Genomic DNA, 18,242 nt, shown 5'->3' on the forward strand with positions numbered 1-18,242 from the left:
CGGAGCCCTGGAGGATTCGCGCGCCCCCCCGACGTCATTCATCTGGAGAGTCCACCGTGGGAGCGCCTTTCGCTCGCGCACAGCTGCGTCCGTTGTCCGAGGCACCGGCCCTGGAATGGGAGATCCGGTGGGACATCACCGACTCCGAGCGCATCCGCATCATCCTCGCCACCGCCGCCGCGCTGGGCTCGCCCGCCCAGCTACGACGGGGAGAGGCGGCGTCGCCGCTGCGGCTGGAGACGCTGGAGCTGGAAGGCGGAGTCCTCCACTGGTCCGAGCTGACGGTGGATCCGGGCGCGGAGGCGTGGGAGGTGGAGGTGATTGGCCATGGCTGCGTCTACCGGATGCTCCTGTCCGGCGAGCCGGCGGAGCCGGGGACGTGGGTGACGCCGCTGCCTCGTCAGTTGATCCAGGTGCGCCGCCGGGCGCATCGGCGTGCTCCCGCGCCTCCGGACCTGCGCGTGCGTCTGCCGTTGCCGGGATGGCTGGGCCGGGAGCGCGACGCGGTGGATGTGTCCCTGCACGGGATGGCGCTGCGGCTGGGCGCCGGAGAACGCCTCTCGCCGGGCCGGGTGCTCCAGCCCATCGAGCTGCGCACGGTCGCGGGTGAGGTCCTGTCGCTGCGCGGGGAGGTGCGCCATGTGTCGGACCGCGCGGATGGGGAGCTCCAGTGCGGGCTCCTGGTGACGCCGGTGACCACCGAGGACTCGGAGCGATGGCAGGCGCTGGTGACGCGGGCCCGTCATCCGACGACGTGTGTCGATGGCGCGCGGGTGGAGGAGCAGTGGCGGCTGTTCATCGACTCCGGCTACTTCAACCTGGCCGGCCGGTCCGCGGAGGACTTCGAGTCGCGGCGGCGGAGCTTCATCGAGCTGGGCCGACAGGCGGGTGCGATGGGCTCGGTCCTCACCGAGGTGGTGTGGCCTTCCGAGCGCGGCGTGGAGGCGACCCTCTCCGCGATGAAGCCCTACCGCTCCTTGTGGATGGTGCACCAGCTGGCGCGGCGCCAGGACGCCACCCGGTTCGAGCGTCTCAAGGGCCAGATGCTGCGTGAGCTGTACGTGCACTGCGTGGAGCACGCGCAGCGGGACCGCGGGTTCCGATGGTTCGCGGCGTACATCGAATCGACCGTGCCCTTCACGTACCGGTCGCACGTCGGCTTCGCGGACCGCATGGCGGCGACGGGCCGGACGCTGATGCTGCCGATGCGAATGATTGACGTCGAGTGTGGCCACTCCCCTGCCCCGCCTTCGACGGCGCTGGAGCTGGGGCCCGCGACGGAGGCGGAGCGGCGGCTGCTGGTGGAGCGGATCGCCCTCACCCGCCCCGCCTGCTACGCCGAGGCGTTGGACCTGCGCCTGGAGACGTTGGATTTGCGGGACGTGACGCGGGCCTGGCAGGCGGTGGGCCTGGAGCGCGAGCGGCACCTGCTGGTCGCTCGCGAGGGCGCGAAGCCGGTGGCCGTGGCCGTCCTGGAGTCGGGGCCTCCCGGTACCAATCCCTTCGGGCTGCTGGACTCCGTGCGGGTGTTCGCGCTGTCACCGCGTGCGCGACAGGCCTATCCGGCGCTGATGGATGGGGCTCGCCGCTGGTTCGCTCAACGGGGCCGCGACGGCTTCACCTTCCTGGCTGAAGAGGCGGGTGACGTGGAGGCCTCGGGCCTGCATGACGCTGCACCCGACGCGAAGCCCTACCTGTGGCTCATCCCCGCCGACCTCGCTCCCGAGTTCCTGGAGCACATCCACGAGCAGACGGCGCCCCGTCCGCTCTCCCACCCCCAGAAGGAGCTGTCATGAGCCTCATCCAGACGCAGTACCTGCCGCACACGAAGGAAACCCGCGCCCGCCTGGAGACGGACCCCGTCGTGCGCACGCTCCTGTCGCCGGACATCACGCCGGACCTGATGGCGCGCTTCCTCATCGAGTGGTCCGCCCGGGGCGCGTACATGACCGAGCCCGTGGACGGATGGATCCGCCGCGCCGGTGAGCGCTGCATCGCGCTGGGCCAGGAGAAGGTGGGCCGGCAGCTCATCACCCACGCGAAGCACGAGGCCGGCCACCACCTGATGACCCTCCAGGACGCGCGCGTGCTGACGGCGCAGTGGAACGCGAGCCACTCGCAGCAGCTGGACGCGGAGGCGCTGGTCGCCCAGGCGCCCACGGCCGCCATGCGCGAGTACCGGCAGGTGCACGACGAGGCCATCACCGGTGACCTGCCGCTGGGCCAGGCGGCCATCGAGTACGAGGTGGGCTACCTGGCGGTGGTGCTGGTGCCGCGCATCCTGGCGAACGTGCGCGCGGTGCTGGGACAGGGGACGCTGGACACGCTCACCTTCCTGCGCGAGCACGCGGAGGTGGACGTGGGCCACACCGCGCTCAATGAGCGGATGATGGAGGGGCTCTTGAGCACCCATCCCGAGGAAGGCCGGCGGCTGGCGTCGTTCGGTTCGCGCGGGCTGGACTGCTACCTGCGCTTCCTGGACGACTGCATGGAGGCGGCGCGCCGGAGCGTGGGCGGCGTCACCGCCGCGGCGGCCTGACGTTCTCCTGGAGGGTCACGGAGCCGCGTGGCTCCGTGACTTCCAGTACTCGCGCTGCGCGGGCACGGAGACGAGTTGCCGCTCCGGATAGCGCAGCGCGGTCAGCTTCCCTCCGAACACACAGCCCGTGTCCACGCAGAGGGTGTTGTTCACCCATTCCGCTTCGGGCACGGGGGTGTGGCCGTACACGACCGCCGCCGGCCCCCGGTAGTCCCGGGCCCAGTCGGCTCGCACCGGCAGGCCGTAGGCGTCCGCCTCGCCGGTGGTCTCTCCGTAGAGGGCGAAGTCGCGCACCTCCGGGGTGTCCCGGCCGTGCATGGACTCCTTCAGGCCCGCGTGCGCCACCACCAGGTGGCCGTCGTCCAGGACGTAGTGCGGCGAGCGGGCTTCGATGAAGTCGGCGACCGCCTGGGAGAAGCCGGGCGGCTCACGTTCCAGTTGCTCCAGCGTCATCGCGAGCCCGCGCCCGACGCGCACGTCCTTGCCCCGCAGCTTCTTGAGCAGCTTGAACTCGTGGTTGCCCGGCGCGCACAGCGCCGTGCCGGCCTCGACCATCCCCATCACCAGGCGCAGCACGTCCGTCACGCGCGGTCCCCGGTCGATGAGGTCACCCAGGAACACGACCTTGCGACCGGCGGGTGTGCCCACGTCGAAGCCGGGGCTGCCGTCCGCTCTTGGCGCGACCGTGTAGCCCAGCTCCGTCAGCAGGGCCTTCAGCTCGTCGAAGCATCCGTGGATGTCTCCGATGATGTCGAAGGGGCCGTGCTCGTCCTGGCGGTGGCTGGGCAGCGGGCGGTGCTCGAAGGCCACCGCTCCCACCGTCTCCGGCGTGAGCACGTGCACGTGCCGGATGCCTTCCTTCGTCAGCCCCTTCAGCGCGTTCTGGAGTTGCTGCACCTGGTTGCGCAGGGCTTTGGGACTGGCCGACCCGGAGCGCGTGCGGTTGCGCTCCAGACAGAGCGCTTCCGGGGTGTCCATGGCCACCGCGACCAGGGCCACGTGGTGCTCGCGTGCCAGGGTCACGTAGTGCCGACGGGATTCGGCGCTGAGGGGGACGCCGTCGATGACGGTGAGCGTGCCCTTCGCGAGCCTTCGCGCCACCTCGTCGTGGAGCTTCGTTTCGTTGCCTGCGCCGGGCAGCACGTCCTCGGGGAGGAAGTGCGCGTTCGCGAGGGTGGACTTGCCAGAGCCGGATGGGCCGAGGAGCAGCACGAGCGACTGCTCGGGAATGGGAATCATCATGGTGGGAACACCGGGGTGGGGGTCGGCGTGGTGCCGACCGGCGCCCCTTCCGGGGCAGGGCGCACGCCACGGCTCCGGCGCGCGATCCCTTCCGGTGCCCGGGTCACGCGAGCGTTCGCGGACCCTCCGGCGTCAGACGGGATGCGCTCTCCACGGATGAACGCGTTCCCGCCTGACATGCGTCACTTCAGGGGCAGCAGGTACGCTTCCAGGAACACGTCCGGAAGCCGGTCCATGTCGCCTTCCGGCGTACGTTGGTAGCCCCGGCGCTGGTACATGCGCGCGACGCCCAAGGCGCCCCGGCGCACGTGGAGGGAGATGGCGTCCACGCCCCAGCGCTTCGCGAGGACTTCCGCCTCCGCCAGCAGCGGCTGGGCCAGACCCTGGCCGTGGTAGCGCACCGAGGTGGCCAGGGCGCGCAGGTCCGCCGTGCGGGGCAGCCAGGCTTCGGTGCCGGGTGCTCCGGGCGGGTACAGGGCCACCGTGCCCGCGACCTCTCCGTCCACTTCCGCCACCATGATGGTGCACACCTTGCGCCTGGCGGCGACGTCGCGCAGGAACGCCTTGCGCTCCTCGGAGTAGACGATCTCCGGCAGCTTCTTCGCGTACTGCGTGACGTAGGCGTCCACCAACAGCTCGCCAATCGCCTTGTCGTCCTCGGGCCGCGCCTCGCGGATGACAGCTCGCTTCACCACGTCCGTGCTCATGCGCCGCCCTCTAGCATGACGCCCCGGAGCCCGCGCGGTGCATCCGGGCAGGCAACCGGGCTTGTACCTCCCCCGTCCGACACGGGCCCGGCCTGGCTACCAGGACCCGGGGTCCGGGCCCCGCCGCTCCAAAACCTGTCCGACTGTCGGACAGGTTTCCGCCGCCCGGATGGACCTGGAGCCCCCGAGCCGCAGGCGTCCCAAACCTGTCCGACTGTCGGACCAGTTTGTCCGGTGTGCCTCCGACAGGGGGCCTGCTGTCCTGGCGCGTTGCGGCAGGCGCGCTTCGCCTGCCCCGCGCCTACCTCTTCCGGGCGGGCACGGTCACGCGAGCGTGACGACGGCGCATGCCTCCGAGCGCCCAGGCCGCGAACAACAGGCCTCCCGCGACCGCCGCCGTTCCGCCTCCGCCCGTGGTGCAGCCTCCTGCCTGGGCGTCATCGACCGAGTCCGGCGTCACGTCGGAAGTGGATCCGGGTGCTCCCTGCGAGGGGCCTCCCGCGGCTTCGTCCGGCATGGGCTCCGTGCCTGCGTCCGGCTGCTGCGTTCCCGCGTCCGGCGTGCGGGTCGCGGTCAGCTCCTCGTAACGCTGGATGAGCTTCAGCCTTGCCGCGTCGAACGCCGCGCCGTCGTCCGTCACTCGCGATGCGGCGGGGATCAGGTCCCTGGCCACCTTGCGCGCGAAGTCCGGGTCTCCCGCGTCACTCACCGCCTTGAGCCACTCGTAGTCCTGCATGCCCTGACGGATGAGCTTGAGCCGCAGCGATGCCACCGGCACGTCCGTCTTCCCCCCAATGGCTTCCGGCGTGCCCGGGTAGAAGAGCGTCCCGTCCCCGTTGCCGTTGAAGCGGTACTGGTCCGTCCATGCCGTGGAGAGCATGCCCACCGACTGGTAGTAGAGCTCGCCCGTCGCTCCCGCCAGGAACGTCACCCACTCCATCGCGCGCGCCTTCGCCGCCGACCGGTCCAGCATGTACGACGGCCAGCCCGCGCCCGGCTTGTTCTCCGGCGCGTTCGTCCCATACGCACAGCCGTGGCTCATGCAGCTCTGATACATCCACAATGCTGTTCCCGGACGCTCCAGGAAGCGCGTGTACGTCGCCCGCTGGTCGCCCCGGAAGTTCGCGTCCGTTCCGTCCAGGTGGTTCACCAGGGGCACCGCCGTGTCCACCGCGTCCTCCAGGCCGTTGGCCTTCAGCTCGCGCGAGTTCGTCGTCAGCATCGTGCGCAGCCCGGGCGCCGCCTGGCGCACCAGCTCTCCCGTCGCGTGCACCTGCGCGAAGGGGGTGCCGTAGGGCGGCTCGTCCCCCAGCTGCACGTAGGCCCGGTCCAGCCAGCCCTTCGCCTTCATGTGCGCCGTGAAGTCCTTCAGGTTCGCCGCGTCGAGCGGCCCCACGTACTCCAGGCTCGTCATCCGCGCGCCCTGTAGCCGGTTAGGCGCCGTGCCTTCCAGGTACGGGCCCCACGTCGCGTCGAAGGTGCTCCACTCCGGCGGCCACGGCTTGCGCGGGAAGAGGCTGGAGAGCGTGAAGCGGTGCTCCAACGCCATCCGCTGGTAGCGCGTGAGCAGCGGCTGCAGCTCCTCCGGCGTGCAGTCCTCGCGGCCCGTGTGCGCGCGGCACACGTGCGGCGGCCAGAGCAGGAACGCGGACGACAGTGAGGACGTGCTCGGCAGCGCCGCGTCCACCACCGTCAGCCTCGCCGTCACCTGCCGCTGGAAGCCTCCGTCCGCCTCCACCGTCACCGTGCCCGTGTAGTCCCCGGGCGGCGCGTCCTTCGGCACGTGCACGTCCACCCACAGGGCCCGCGCCTCCTTCGCCGGCACGTCGAAGGGGAAGGCGCTTCGCGTCTCTCCAGCGATCTCGTCCGTGTCCGGCACCAGCCCGTCCGGCCACGCACCCACGGACTCGCCCGCCACCGACGCCTGCTTCGTGACGACCAGCGCCTGGCGGTACAGCGTCACGTCCGGCCCCGTCAGCTTCGTGGGGCCTTCCAACGCGGGCAGCTTCGCTCGCACGCCCCTCAGCCCCGTGTCGCCGCCGTGCAGCGCGACCTGGAAGGAGACGAACTCGTTGCGCGCGGCGGTGAGCCGCACCTCGGTGGCGCTCCTGGCGGCAGTCCCCGGCCGCACCTTCACCATCATCCCCTCGCCCCACACGGCGGGCCCGGCCGCGAACACCGGCAGGCCCACGGTCAGCGACAACAGCGCGGCACGGAACGGTCGAATCGAAGGCATGAAGAGACCAACGCGACCCAGCCCCGCCTGCCTTCCCGCTACTGACGTCCCTTGTCAGCTGGACAGGCAGTCAGACAGGCACTCCCCAGCCGTGCCGGCTCACAGGAAGTCGCCGATGAACCACGGCAGCTGCTCGCTCAGCCGCTGAAGCAGACCTCGCCGCTTCCAGCCGTGCCAGTGGACCTCCGCCGAGTGCGTGAGGTCCGCCTCGAAGGACTTCGCCAGCTCGTCCGCCAGCACCGGGTCCTCCACCATCACCGAAGCCTCGTCGGTGTGGCTGAGCGCCAGCGGATCCAGGTTGGTGGAGCCCACGATGCTCAGCGTGTCGTCCGCGACCAGCGTCTTGGAATGCATCATCGAGATCTCGTACTCGTAGATGCGCACGCCGCCCGCGAGGAGCCGCGCGTAGGACGCCCGCTGCGCGTTGAGCACGGGCTTCACGTCGTGGTAGCGGCCGGGCACCAGCACCCGCACGTCCACGCCCTCGCGCGCCTTGAGGATGAGCATGTCGCTGATGGCTTCCGACGGGATGAAGTACGAGTTGGCGATCCACAGCCGGTGCTTCGCGGCGGCGATGGACAGCAGCCACATCTTCGACGCCTCCGAGAGGAAGCGGTGCCCCGTGCTGGCGACGAAGAGGGCCCTCGCGTTGCCCGCGGGCGCGAGCTCCGGGAAGGACTCCGGGGGCAGGAAGGCGCCGCCGGACTCCTGCCAGTTCTGCGCGAAGGCGAGCTGCATGCCTCGCACGACGGGGCCTCGCACCCGCACGTTGGTGTCGCGCCAGGTCTCCGCCGCGTCGCCGTTGCCCAGCCAGCTGCGCCAGATGCCGAAGCCGCCGGTCAGCGCGACCTCGCCGTCGCGGATGACCATCTTGCGGTGCATGCGCGCGCGGATCCGCACCGCGTCCAGCGACGTCACCGCGCCCTGGTAGGGACGGTAGATGCGCACGTCGCAGCCCGCGTCCGCGAGCACCGGGGCCACGAACTCGAAGTTCACGCTGCCCAGCGGATCCACGATGACCCGGCACTGCACGCCAGGAGCCCGCTCGCGCAGCGCGATGAGCAGCCGGTCCGACGGGATGCCCGGACGCCAGATGTAGCTGGCGATGTGGATGCTGGAGCGCGCGGCGCGGATCTCCTCCTCGATGACGTCGAAGACCTGGCCGTTCTGCACCAGCTCCACGCCGTTGCCGGGCTCCATTGGGATGCCCATCGTCTGCTCGATGGCGAGGTCCCTCGCGGCCGGGTCCTCCGGCAACGCGCGCAGGCGCAGGTCCTGTCGGTGGTTCGGGTAGGGACACCCCGCGGCGAGCAGGGCGAGCAGGATGGGCCAGACCAGCCGCACGGACCGGAAGCTAGGGCAGCCCCGCGCCTTCCGCATCCGCCGTGTGCCTCAGAGTCGAGGAAGCGCGTGGATGGACATGGACACCGTCCACCCGCCGACGCTTGAGCCCCATGGCACGAGAGGCCGGTGGTGCTGGACGCGCCGCGTGCGCACTGCTGGGTGCGGATACGGGTGCACAGGAGGACGGACACGGCATGGGGCGACAGGGGATGGTACCCGCGTACGGAGCGCTCCTGTGGGTTGGCCTGCTGGGGGCGCCGGCCGCGTCCGCCTCGGTGTGGATGCAGGACGTGCCGTCCTCGGGGGATGTTTCATCCGCGCCTCAAGATGAACAGACGCCCGCGTCACCCGAGCCCGAACCTCCACCGCCTCCGCTGAAGCCTACCGTGCGGGATGCGCCGCTCCTGGACGCGGGTCCTCCGCCTCCCTCCGTGCCGCCTCGCCAGCTGCGGCCCTTCATTCCGCACGGCGAGCCCTACACGGAGGCACCTCTGTCCGCCGGCACCTGGGCCGCGCATGGCGGTGTCGCGCTGCTGCCCCTGGGCACTGTCTGGGCCGCGACCCGCGTGGGCGGTGACACGCGCCTGGGCGCCAACGCCGCGGAGGCCGCCGCGGGCACCGTGCTCGCGTCGCTTCCGGGACGCTTCCTCTTCGTGCATCCCTCCTATCCGCTCGGACGGCAGATGGAGCTGGAAGTGGGCGCGTTCGGCGCCGCCATGGTCGTCACTCCGCCCATCGCCGCGCTCGGCACCTGGGGCATGGGAGAGATCGCGTTCGGCGACAGCCAGGATCGCGGCCACGCGTACCTGGGCGCGCTCGGCGGCGCGACCGTGGGAATGCTGCTGGGCCTCGCCGCGCATGAAGGCCTGCGCCACCTGGCCGGCACCAGCGAACGGTTGGACTTCCTGCGCCAGTACCTCGCGTTCTCGCTCATCGGCAGCGGCGCAACCGTGGGCTATCAGTGGAGTCGCACCCCCACTCCCAGGCATTGACGCATCGTTTCGCCACATCGGCGTTTCAATTTTCTTCCCGCGTGCGGCGCCTCGGCGCCCCGCCCTCCACGCATGCGCGCGTGCCTGCAATCTCGCCAGTGGTGTTGTCAGCCCCGGTCCCTAGAGTGCTCCGTGCAGCGCCAACACCACGCAGGGAGACGACACCATGCAGGCTCGCAAGAACGTCCGTCGCATCGCCTTCGTCCTCGCCGCCGCCGCCACCGTGATGGGCCTGGGCATCGCCGCCACGCCGTCCTCCGCCGACGCGCAGGACTGCACGCCCACGTGTTTCAAGAACCCCATCACCGGGCAGATCACCTGTACGTACCCCTGCCCGTAGTCCCGGGCTGGCCACGACCGTGATGAAAAAAGGCCCCACCCGCTTCATGCCGGGTCGGGGCCTTCTTCATGCCTCGTGCGCGAGGAGCGCGGGCTACTCCGTGCGCATCGCCTCCACGGGGTCCAGCTTCGCGGCGCGCGCCGCCGGGTAGATGCCGAACACCAGCCCCACCCCGCAGCTCATCACCAGCGACACGACGACGGACCACATGGGGACCTCCGTGGGCAGGTTGATCATCCAGCGCGCCAGGTGCGCCAGACCCACGCCCAGCGCCACGCCCACCGCGCCGCCCACCAGCGACAGCACCACGGCCTCCAGCGCGAACTGCGCGAGGATGCGGTAGCGCTTGGCCCCCAGCGCCTTGCGGATGCCAATCTCCCGCGTCCGCTCCGTCACGGCGACCAGCATGATGTTCAGGATGCCGATGCCGCCCACGAGCAGCGACAGGATGCACACGCCGAAGCTGGCCGCGGACACCGCCGCGGAGAGGTTGTTGAACATCTCCGTGGCGCTCTTGTTGTTGTAGAGGAAGAAGTCATCCGGTTCGTCCGGCTTGAGCCCGTGGCGGCGGCGCATGAGCAGCGTCACCTCATCCTGGGCCCGCTGGAGCACCTCCGGGGACTTCGCCTGGATGCTGATGCGGAAGTCGCGCACGCCGAACATGGACGCGAAGGTGGACAGCGGAATCATGGCCTGGTTGTCCTGGCTGCCGCCGCCCAGGAACCCGCCCCGGCGCTTGAGCGTGCCCACCACCTGGAAGGTGCGGCCCAGGAGGCGGAACTCGCGGTTCAGCGGGTCCAGGCCGGGCCACAGCGTGTCCGCCAGGTCCTGGCCAATCACCGCCACGCGCCGGCCGTCCACGAACTCCGCGTCCGTGAAGGGCCGCCCCGTCGCGAGGCTCACCGAGTTGGTGTTGAAGTACTCCGCCGTGCCGGCCCAGACGTTCACGTTGGGCCGCGACTCGCGGTCGGCGGTGGAGGCCTTCTGGCCGCCCTTGGAGTCCTCGCCGGCGGCCTGCGCGATGGAGGGCTGCGTGCGGATGGCGTCCAGGTCCGCGTAGGTGAAGCGCGGCCGGCGCGCGAGCTCCGCGATGGACAGCTCACCCTGGCCGAAGGGCAGCCGCTGCACCTGGAAGCAGTCACTGCCCAGGTCCGACATCTGGTCGTTCACCTGGTTCTTGAGCCCCTCGATGAGGGACATCATGGACACCACGGTGGTGACGCCGATGACGATGCCCAGCAGCGTGAGGAAGGAGCGCAGGGGGTTGGAGCGGAACGTGCCGAACGCCAGCCGCACCGTGTCCCAGAAAGCCATCCACATGGTCAGGTCTCCCGCTCGCGCCTAGTCGTGGCGGAGCGCTTCCACGGGGTCCAGGTTCGCGGCGCGCGCCGCCGGCCAGATGCCGAACAGCAGGCCCACCACCGCGGAGAAGCCCACGCCCAGCACCACCGTCATGGGCTGCACCGCCGCCGCCAGGGGCGTGAGGTAGTTCACCAGCCACGCGAGGCCCATGCCCACCGCGGTGCCCATGGCGCCGCCCACCGCGGACACGCTGGCCGCCTCCATGAGGAACTGGAGGATGATGGTGTGCTTGCGCGCGCCCAGCGCCCGCCTCACGCCAATCTCACGGGTCCGCTCGCGCACGGACACCAGCATGATGTTCATGATGCCGATGCCGCCCACGAGCAATGTGATGAGCCCGACGCCGGTGGCCGCGCCGTAGAGCGCGCCGGTGAGCTGCGCGTACATGTTGGCCAATTGGTCCGGCCGGTTGATGGCGAAGTCGTCCGGCGCGCCGGGCTTGGTGTTGCGCTCACGGCGCAGCGTCTCCGTGAGGCGGTCCTGCACGCGGGGGACGTTCTCCTGCTGGTCCACCGCGAGCACCAGGGTCACGTCGCGCTGGGTGCCGAAGTGCCCCTGGAACGCGGTGTACGGCAGCATCACCACCAGGTCCACGTTCTGCCCCAGCAGCGTGCCGCGCTCCACGATGACGCCCGCGATGCGGTAGGGGCGGCGGTCCACGAGGATGCGGTGGCCCACCGGGTTGATGCCCGGGAAGAGCACCTTGCCGATCTCCGCGCCAATCACCACGACGGCGGAGCGGTTGTCCACGTCCGCCTGCGTGAGGAAGCGCCCCTGCGCCATCTCCACGGAGGACGTCATGGCGTAGTCGGGGCTGGTGCCCATGGTCTGCACGGAGGCGAGCTTCCGGTTCTGGAAGGACACCTCCGCGTTGACGAACATCATGGGGGCCACCGCGATGACGTGCTCGGAGGCGGTGCGCATGGGCTCCACCAGGTCCAGCGAGAGCTTCTTGCGGTTGCGGTACGCCCACCAGTCCCCGTTCATCACCCAGGGGAACTTGGACACCTGCAGCGTGTTGGAGCCAATCTTGCTGAGCTGGTCCGCGAACGAGCTGTTCAGCCCCTGGATGATGCCGACGATGGCCAGCAGGGTGCACACGCCCACGCCGATGCCCACCGTGGTGAGCACCGTCCGCAGCCGGTTGGAGCGCAGCGAGGTCAGCGCGATGCGCGCGCCCTCCCACACGTCGACCCGGAAGTTCACGAAACCACCCCTTCACGCTGGAAGCCATGCGGCCTGGCGCACACCGGGAGGGTCCCCGGCGGGCGGGCCGCGTCAGGCACTCTACGCCCAGGAGGGCCGCTCATTGCACGCGGCCTTCACCGGACGGCGTTTCACGGCGGGATTTTCTTGGTTTCAGGGCAGCACGGTCACCGTGTCACCGGTCAGGCGCACCTTGACGGTGACCTCGTTGGGGAGCGCGTCGGCCTCGTCCACGATGTGGTTCTCGTCCACGCCCACGCGCACGGTGTACTCGCCGTCCGGGGTGTCGGTGACGTCCAGCCACTGGCAGGGCAGGTCCGCGGTGTAGACGTCCGACCAGCCGGGTGAGATGCCCGTGCCCGGGTCGTACGCGGAGAACGGGGTGCCGTCCGCGCAGTACTGGGTGAAGTCGATCATGTAGAAGCCCTGCTTGCGCCCCACGGACAGGGAGTTGCCGGACGCGTCCTTCAGGTCGTAGCCGGCGAAGTTCGTCAGGTGGTGGTGGTCGTGGCACTCGTCGTAGACGAAGAGGTCCGGCCGCTCCTCCGGGGAGGGCACCACCAGCGGGGCCGTGCCCATGTTCATGATGGAGGTGGTGAAGCGCAAGAGGCGCCGCTCGCCGCCCGCGGGCACGCAGCCCTCGCGCACCTCGCAGGAGTCCGCCGTGAAGGAGCGCCGGTCGATGTAGAGCGTGCGCGCGAGGACGTCCCGGTCCACCGTGAGGTCCGGCTTGCCGTTCACCGGATCCACCTGGAGGTTGCACGTCTTCGTGGGAGCCAGCGCGGGCGCGGGCTCCTGCGAGTCCGGCACCGCGCCGCCGCCGAACACCATCACCCGGCCCCGGGCGGACGCGCCCTCTTCCGAGGGTGTGGCCGCGGGCGTGCCGCTGAGTCCCGAGGACACGCCCACCACCAGGTCGTCGTACCCGTCCCCGTCCAGGTCGCCCGCGGAGGCCATGCCCAGGTAGTCGGTGCCCATCGACGTCCGGAGGTCGAGCCGGTTGGCGCGCGGCCACGCCCACACCGGCTCCAGCGGGCCCGACACGTTCGTGGTGGGGCGGAAGAGGTACGCGCGGCCGATGGCGCCGATGGCGAAGTCGTGGCCCGTGCCACCCTCCACCATGGAGCCCACGGGGACGACGGTCTGGCTGAAGGTGAGGAAGGACTGCCCGAAGAGGGGGAAGGCCGCGTCGTCCATGACCTGCCAGGTGATTTGTGGCGAGTAGCCCGGACCTGCGGGGTCGGACAGGTGCAGGCGCTGGCTGCCGTCCAGGAGCAGGAGCGCCTCCGAGCGGCCGTCTCCGTTCAGGTCGGGCAGCGCGGCGAAGGACTCGGCCTGGCCGGTCCACACGGGCTGCGCCGTGAGCGGCCCTTCACAGACGCGAGCGCTGCCCGCCTTGCACCCCAGGTAGAGCTCCACCGTGGCGTCGGGGTGGGTCACGGCCAGGTCCTGGACCCCGTCCCCGTCGGCGTCGCCCGCGGGGACGGGGACGCCGCTCAGCGTGCGCACGGCGGTGAAGGCCCCCTCCGGTGCGCCCGGCGTCGCCCGGTACACGGTGAGGTTCCTGTTGGGCGTCGTGGAGACGGAGAGCTCATCCCTCCCGTCCCCGTCCAGGTCCAGCAGCTGCGCGCCGCTGAAGCGCAGGGTGGAGGCGTCCGGCGCGCGGAACACCGGCTGCGTCAGCACCTGGGACAGGTCCGGTCCGCCCTTGAAGACGCTGACGCCGAAGGAGGTGGCGACGAGCACGTCCGCGTACGCGTCCCCGTCGATGTCGCCCGTGCTTACCGTCATCTTGTAGCTGGAGGCGAGCGGACTGGGGTGCACCCACGTCAGTGTCGTGGTGACGGGCGTCTTCGAGAAGTCGCGCGCCTCGCCCGCGTACACCATCACGCGGCCGGGATCCCTCTGGAAGCTCGCGCAGGGCGCGGACGTCACCAGCAGGTCCTTGTGCCCGTCGCCGTTGACGTCGCCCAGCGCCACCGTGCGACCAAAGCACTCGCGGGGGTTCGTGCCGTCACCGGTCACCTGCCAGCGCGGCGTTTCGGAGAGGGTGGGGCCCGCGTCCGGTGTGCCGGCGTCGGGCTGGGGTTTCGGATCATCCTTGCAGCCCGTCAGGACCCACAGCCCCACCACCGCGCAGGACCGCGCGAATCGCATCCGCATCGTGTCGTTCTCCCCGGAATGAACCGGCCGGCCTTGCACCTGCCCTGTCCTGAAGAGTCACTTCGCGGTGAAACGATGCGTGCGGTCCGCCCTTTCGCATCAGGGCAGCACGGTCACGGTGTCCCCCTTCAGGCGCACCTTGACGGTGGCCTCGTTGGGGAGCGCGTCGAGCTCGTCAATGATGTGGTTCTCATCCACGCCCACGCGTACGGTGTAGTCGCCGTCCGGAGTGTCCGTGACATCCAGCCACTGGCAGGCGGTGTCCGCCGTGTAGACGTCCGACCAGCCCGGCGAGATGCCCGTGCCCGGGTCGTACCAGGCGAACGGCGTGCCGTCCGCGCAGTACTGGGTGAAGTCGATCATGTAGAAGCCCTGCTTGCGCCCCACGGACAGGGAGTTGCCGGAGGCATCCTTCAGGTCGTAGCCGGCGAAGTTCACCAGGTGGTCGTGCTGGTGGCACTCGTCGTAGACGAAGAGGTCCGGCCGCTCCTCCGGTGAAGGCACCACCGCGGGCGCGGTGCCCATGTTCATGATGGACGTGGTGAAGCGCAGCAGGCGCCGCTCGCCGCCCGCGGGCACGCAGCCTTCACGCACCTCGCAGGAGTCCGCCGCGAACGAGCGCCGCTCGATGTAGAGCGTGCGGGCGATGACGTCCCGGTCCACCGTGAGGTCCGGCTTGCCGTTCACCGGATCCACCGGGAGGCCGCACGTCTTCGTGGGCATCAGCGCGGGGGCGGGCTCCTCCGAGTCCGGCACCGCGCCGCCGCCGTACACCCGCACCCGGCCCGGGGCACGCGTGCCGTTGTTCTCCTGCGAGAGGCCCACCACCAGGTCGTCGAACCCGTCCCCGTCCAGGTCGCCGGGGCTGGCCACGGCAGGCATGGTGAAGCCCAGCATCGTCTGGGGCAGGAGGCGGTTGGCGCGCGGCCACGACCACACCGGCTCCAGCGGACCGGACACGTCCTGCGTGGGGCGGAAGAGGTACACGCGCCCCAGCGAGGCGAGCACGAAGTCGTGGCCCGTGCCGCCCTCCGCCATGGTGCCCACCGAGGCGCTCTGGGCGGCGATGCTCGGGAAGGCCGGGTCGTCCATCAACGTCCACACGGGCGTGGCGGAGTAGCCCTGCACGGAGGCGTCGGACAGGTGCAGGCGCATGCTGCCCCGAAGCCCCGCGAGCACCTCCGGACGGCCGTCCCCGTTCAGGTCCGGAATCCCTCGCAGGCTCTCCGCGGTGCCCTTCCACACCGGCTGCGTGGTGAGCGGTCCGTCACAGACACGCGTGCTGTCCGCCTTGCAGCCCAGGAAGAGGCCCTGGCTGTTCTCCTCGCCGTACAGGGGGATGAGCAGGTCCTGGGCGCCGTCCCCGTCCGTGTCTCCCGCGGGCTGCGCGTAGCCGGACAGCACGCGCACGTTGGTGAAGGGGCCCTCCTTCCCTCCGGGCGTCGCGCGGTAGAGGGTGGTGCTCCCGGTGAAGGTGGAGACGAGGAGGTCGTCCAGCCCGTCGCCATCCACGTCCAGCAGCCGCCCGATGCTGAAGCGCGTGGTCGAGGAGTCCGGCACGCGGAACAGCGGCTGGGCGAACACCTGGGACAGGTCCGGTCCGCCCTTGTAGACGCTGACGCCGTAGTAGCTCTTCACCACCACGTCCGCGTACGCATCCCCGTCCACGTCCCCCGTGCCCACCGTCATCTGGTAGCCCGACGTGCGCGGGCTGGGATGCACCCACGACAGCTTGGAGGTGACGGGCGTCTTGGAGAAGTAGGACGCCTCTCCCGGGTACACCATCACGCGGCCGGGGTTGGTGGGGGCGCTGGTGCATGGCGGAGAGATGACGAGCAGGTCCCGGCGGCCATCGCCGTTGACGTCGCCCAGCGCCACGCCGCGGCCGAAGCACTCCTTCGGCTCGAGTCCGTCCCCTTCGACCTCCCAGCGCGGCGTCTCGGAGAGGGTGGGCCCGGCGGTGCCGGCGTCGTCCTGGGAGCCCGCGTCGGCGCCCGCGTCCGGGACTCCCGCGTCGGGCTGGGGCGTCGGGTCGTCCTTGCAGCCCGCCGACAGGGACAGCATCACGGCGCAGGTCAGCGCTCCACGGATCCGCATGTTCACTCCTGGGCAGGACGCGCTCACGTGTCCGGCGTGTCCGACATCCGACATGAAGGGCGCGCAGGATAGAACCGCGCACCGCCCTTCCCGAAAGGCCCTTGCCGGATGAACGGTACTTCCGACGCCTGCCCGACGGCGCGTTGCCTTCCGGACGGAGAGCAGCCGGGCAGGCGGGCGTGGCCAGCCCCCACCGCCGTCCCCACATTCGCGCGAATGCACGCGCCCTGAGCACGTGCCCGAGCCATGGCCGACACCGCCGCCGACACCGCCCTGGACTCCCACGCCGCTCCGGCATCTGAGCGGTTCAGCCGCTCACAGAAGGCCTTCACGCTGGCGGGGGCGCTGCTGGGGCTGCTGCTGGCGGCGTTGGATCAGACCATCGTGGCCACGGCGGGGCCCACCATCCAGGCGGACCTCCACATCGCGCCGGAGCACTACCCGTGGCTCACCACCGCGTACCTGGTGGCGTCCACGATGATGGTGCCCGTGTGGGGCAAGCTGTCCGACCTGCTGGGCCGCCGCGCGGTGCTGGTGGCGGGCATCGCCGTGTTCCTCACCGGCAGCTTCCTGTGCGGCGCGGCCCGCTCCACGCTCGTGCTCATCCTCTGCCGCGCGGTGCAGGGGCTGGGCAGCGCGGCGCTCTTCACCGGTTCGCTGGCGGTGGTGGCGGACCTGTTCCCGCCGCGCGACCGGGGCAAGTACCAGGGCCTGTTCGGCGCGGTGTTCGGCCTGTCCAGCGTCATTGGCCCGCTGGCCGGCGGCTTCATCACCGACGCGCTGGGCTGGCACTGGGTGTTCTTCATCAACCTGCCGGTGGGCGCGCTCGCGCTGGCGCTCATCTTCCTGCGCATGCCGCCGCTCAAGCCGGAGGGCGTGCACGGCGGGAAGCTGGACGTGTTGGGGGCGGTGGCGCTGGCGGTGGGCGTGGTGCCGCTGCTGCTCGCGCTCAGCCTGGGCCATGGCGCGGCGGCGCCCCGGGCGGGCGGGTTCCCGTGGGGCTCCGCGCCCATCCTGGGGCTGTTCGCGCTGTCGGCGGTGGGGCTGGGGCTCTTCGTGTGGCGGGAGCGCCGTGCGAAGGAGCCGCTGCTGGAGCCGTCGCTGTTCCGCCTGCGCGCGTTCTCCGCGGGCAACGCGGCGGTGTTCATCATCGGCGCGGTGTTCCTGGCGTCCGTCACCTTCCTGCCGCTGTTCATGGTGAACGTGGTGGGGCTGTCCGCGACGCACTCCGGGCTGACGCTGACGCCGCTGACGCTGGGCGTGGTGGCGGGCAACGTGCTGTCCGGACAGCTGGCGTCGCGGTTGGGCCGCTACAAGGCGCTGATGGTGGGAGCGCTGCTGTTCCTCATGGGCGGCTTCGCGGTGATGGGCTTCACGCTGACGCCCGACTCCAGCCAGGCCGAGGTCACGGTGAAGATGGTGCTGGTGGGCCTGGGCCTGGGCCCGTCCATCCCGCTCTACACCGTGGCCGTGCAGAACGCCGTGCCGCCCCAGCGCATCGGCGTGGCCACGTCCGCGGCGACGTTCTTCCGGCAGCTGGGCATGACGGTGGGCGTGGCGCTCCTGGGCACCGTGTTCGCGGGCACGCTGGAACGGGAGCTGCGCGTGCGCACGCAGCAGGCCACGCGCGGGCTGCCTCCGGACGTGCGGCAGGAATTGCACGCGTCCGCGCCCGGAGGCCTGGGCGGAGGAGAGGGCGCGCCGCAGGGACAGCGATTCCAGCCGGAGCAGGTGAAGGCGAAGCTGCGCGAGGGTTTCGCCGAGGAGCGGCGGCAGGCATTGCAGGAGGGGCCCGAGGCCCGCGCGCGCGTGGACGCGGACGAGGCCCGCGCGCTGTCCACCGTGGACCGTGTGGAGCGCGCGCTGAAGGAGTCCTTCACCCGCGCGACGATGGCGGTGTACCGCTTCGCCATCTTCGTCGCGCTGGCGGCCCTGCTCGTCACGCTGCTGCTGCCGGAGCTGCCGCAGCGCCGGGGCGGGCCGCGCAAGACCCCGGCGGAGGCGTAGCAGCGAC

13 protein-coding genes are annotated in these 18,242 nt (G+C 71.0%); 5 read left to right on the forward strand and 8 right to left on the reverse strand.

The genetic code is table 11. The features are described from left to right. Nucleotides 1-56 precede the first annotated feature (56 nt). Nucleotides 57-1,796: a PilZ domain-containing protein gene (locus D7V80_RS10555; protein WP_158616590.1), complete on the forward strand. Its 1,740-nt coding sequence runs from the start codon at nucleotides 57-59 to the stop codon at nucleotides 1,794-1,796. Continuing rightward, the gene (locus D7V80_RS10560; RefSeq protein WP_120588028.1) at nucleotides 1,793-2,539 is read left to right on the forward strand and encodes a hypothetical protein; all 747 of its coding nucleotides are present in this window, start codon (nucleotides 1,793-1,795) and stop codon (nucleotides 2,537-2,539) included. Before D7V80_RS10555 ends, D7V80_RS10560 begins: the two co-directional genes overlap by 4 nt. Before the next feature lie 15 nt (nucleotides 2,540-2,554). Here D7V80_RS10560 and D7V80_RS10565 read toward each other — a convergent pair whose 3' ends face one another. From D7V80_RS10565 to D7V80_RS10580, 4 genes are all read right to left on the reverse strand, one after another. Next, entirely contained in the window at nucleotides 2,555-3,781 is a 1,227-nt protein-coding gene (locus tag D7V80_RS10565) for an AAA family ATPase (protein ID WP_120588029.1), read from the reverse strand. A 182-nt stretch (nucleotides 3,782-3,963) separates the two neighbouring features. Continuing rightward, nucleotides 3,964-4,488 (reverse strand): GNAT family N-acetyltransferase, encoded by a 525-nt coding sequence (locus D7V80_RS10570; RefSeq protein ID WP_120588030.1) that lies wholly within the window; start codon nucleotides 4,486-4,488, stop codon nucleotides 3,964-3,966. Nucleotides 4,489-4,789: 301 nt separating this feature from the next. Then, a complete protein-coding gene (locus tag D7V80_RS10575) occupies nucleotides 4,790-6,724 on the reverse strand; it encodes a DUF4091 domain-containing protein (protein WP_120588031.1) in 1,935 nt (644 codons plus the stop codon). A 99-nt stretch (nucleotides 6,725-6,823) separates the two neighbouring features. Further along, the gene (locus D7V80_RS10580; RefSeq protein ID WP_120588032.1) at nucleotides 6,824-8,068 is read right to left on the reverse strand and encodes a phosphatidylserine/phosphatidylglycerophosphate/cardiolipin synthase family protein; all 1,245 of its coding nucleotides are present in this window, start codon (nucleotides 8,066-8,068) and stop codon (nucleotides 6,824-6,826) included. A gap of 194 nt (nucleotides 8,069-8,262) precedes the next feature. On the opposite strand from D7V80_RS10580, the gene D7V80_RS10585 reads away from it, so the two are divergent. Both D7V80_RS10585 and D7V80_RS42190 read left to right on the forward strand, forming a co-directional pair. Continuing rightward, nucleotides 8,263-9,060, forward strand: a complete 798-nt coding sequence (locus tag D7V80_RS10585) for a hypothetical protein (protein WP_147447036.1) — start codon at nucleotides 8,263-8,265, stop codon at nucleotides 9,058-9,060. 166 nt (nucleotides 9,061-9,226) lie between these two features. Next, complete coding sequence (locus tag D7V80_RS42190) at nucleotides 9,227-9,400, forward strand: hypothetical protein (RefSeq protein ID WP_014392946.1); 174 nt, start codon at nucleotides 9,227-9,229, stop codon at nucleotides 9,398-9,400. Nucleotides 9,401-9,493: 93 nt separating this feature from the next. Here D7V80_RS42190 and D7V80_RS10590 read toward each other — a convergent pair whose 3' ends face one another. The 4 genes from D7V80_RS10590 to D7V80_RS10605 form a co-directional block, all read right to left on the reverse strand. Further along, nucleotides 9,494-10,720, reverse strand: a complete 1,227-nt coding sequence (locus D7V80_RS10590) for an ABC transporter permease (protein WP_120588034.1) — start codon at nucleotides 10,718-10,720, stop codon at nucleotides 9,494-9,496. Nucleotides 10,721-10,741: 21 nt separating this feature from the next. Continuing rightward, nucleotides 10,742-11,968: an ABC transporter permease gene (locus D7V80_RS10595; protein ID WP_120588035.1), complete on the reverse strand. Its 1,227-nt coding sequence runs from the start codon at nucleotides 11,966-11,968 to the stop codon at nucleotides 10,742-10,744. Between the two features lie 153 nt (nucleotides 11,969-12,121). Next, nucleotides 12,122-14,131: a lysyl oxidase family protein gene (locus D7V80_RS10600; protein ID WP_199738489.1), complete on the reverse strand. Its 2,010-nt coding sequence runs from the start codon at nucleotides 14,129-14,131 to the stop codon at nucleotides 12,122-12,124. A 99-nt stretch (nucleotides 14,132-14,230) separates the two neighbouring features. Further along, complete coding sequence (locus tag D7V80_RS10605) at nucleotides 14,231-16,228, reverse strand: lysyl oxidase family protein (RefSeq protein WP_120588037.1); 1,998 nt, start codon at nucleotides 16,226-16,228, stop codon at nucleotides 14,231-14,233. 246 nt (nucleotides 16,229-16,474) lie between these two features. On the opposite strand from D7V80_RS10605, the gene D7V80_RS10610 reads away from it, so the two are divergent. Beyond that, nucleotides 16,475-18,235, forward strand: a complete 1,761-nt coding sequence (locus D7V80_RS10610; RefSeq protein WP_120588038.1) for an MDR family MFS transporter — start codon at nucleotides 16,475-16,477, stop codon at nucleotides 18,233-18,235. The last annotated feature ends 7 nt before the right edge of the window (nucleotides 18,236-18,242 follow it).

The organism is Corallococcus sp. CA054B (assembly GCF_003611625.1).
GTDB classification, from domain to species: domain Bacteria; phylum Myxococcota; class Myxococcia; order Myxococcales; family Myxococcaceae; genus Corallococcus; species Corallococcus coralloides.

Bases quoted from the DNA above. Each gene is read 5' to 3' on its own strand.
- D7V80_RS10560 (WP_120588028.1), top strand. From the start codon at position 1,793: ATGAGCCTCATCCAGACGCAGTACCTGCCGCACACGAAGGAAACCCGC.
- D7V80_RS10565 (WP_120588029.1), bottom strand. From the start codon at position 3,781: ATGATGATTCCCATTCCCGAGCAGTCGCTCGTGCTGCTCCTCGGCCCA.
- D7V80_RS10570 (WP_120588030.1), bottom strand. From the start codon at position 4,488: ATGAGCACGGACGTGGTGAAGCGAGCTGTCATCCGCGAGGCGCGGCCC.
- D7V80_RS10575 (WP_120588031.1), bottom strand. From the start codon at position 6,724: ATGCCTTCGATTCGACCGTTCCGTGCCGCGCTGTTGTCGCTGACCGTG.
- D7V80_RS10585 (WP_147447036.1), top strand. From the start codon at position 8,263: ATGGGGCGACAGGGGATGGTACCCGCGTACGGAGCGCTCCTGTGGGTT.
- D7V80_RS42190 (WP_014392946.1), top strand. From the start codon at position 9,227: ATGCAGGCTCGCAAGAACGTCCGTCGCATCGCCTTCGTCCTCGCCGCC.
- D7V80_RS10590 (WP_120588034.1), bottom strand. From the start codon at position 10,720: ATGTGGATGGCTTTCTGGGACACGGTGCGGCTGGCGTTCGGCACGTTC.
- D7V80_RS10600 (WP_199738489.1), bottom strand. From the start codon at position 14,131: ATGCGGATGCGATTCGCGCGGTCCTGCGCGGTGGTGGGGCTGTGGGTC.
- D7V80_RS10605 (WP_120588037.1), bottom strand. From the start codon at position 16,228: ATGCGGATCCGTGGAGCGCTGACCTGCGCCGTGATGCTGTCCCTGTCG.
- D7V80_RS10610 (WP_120588038.1), top strand. From the start codon at position 16,475: ATGGCCGACACCGCCGCCGACACCGCCCTGGACTCCCACGCCGCTCCG.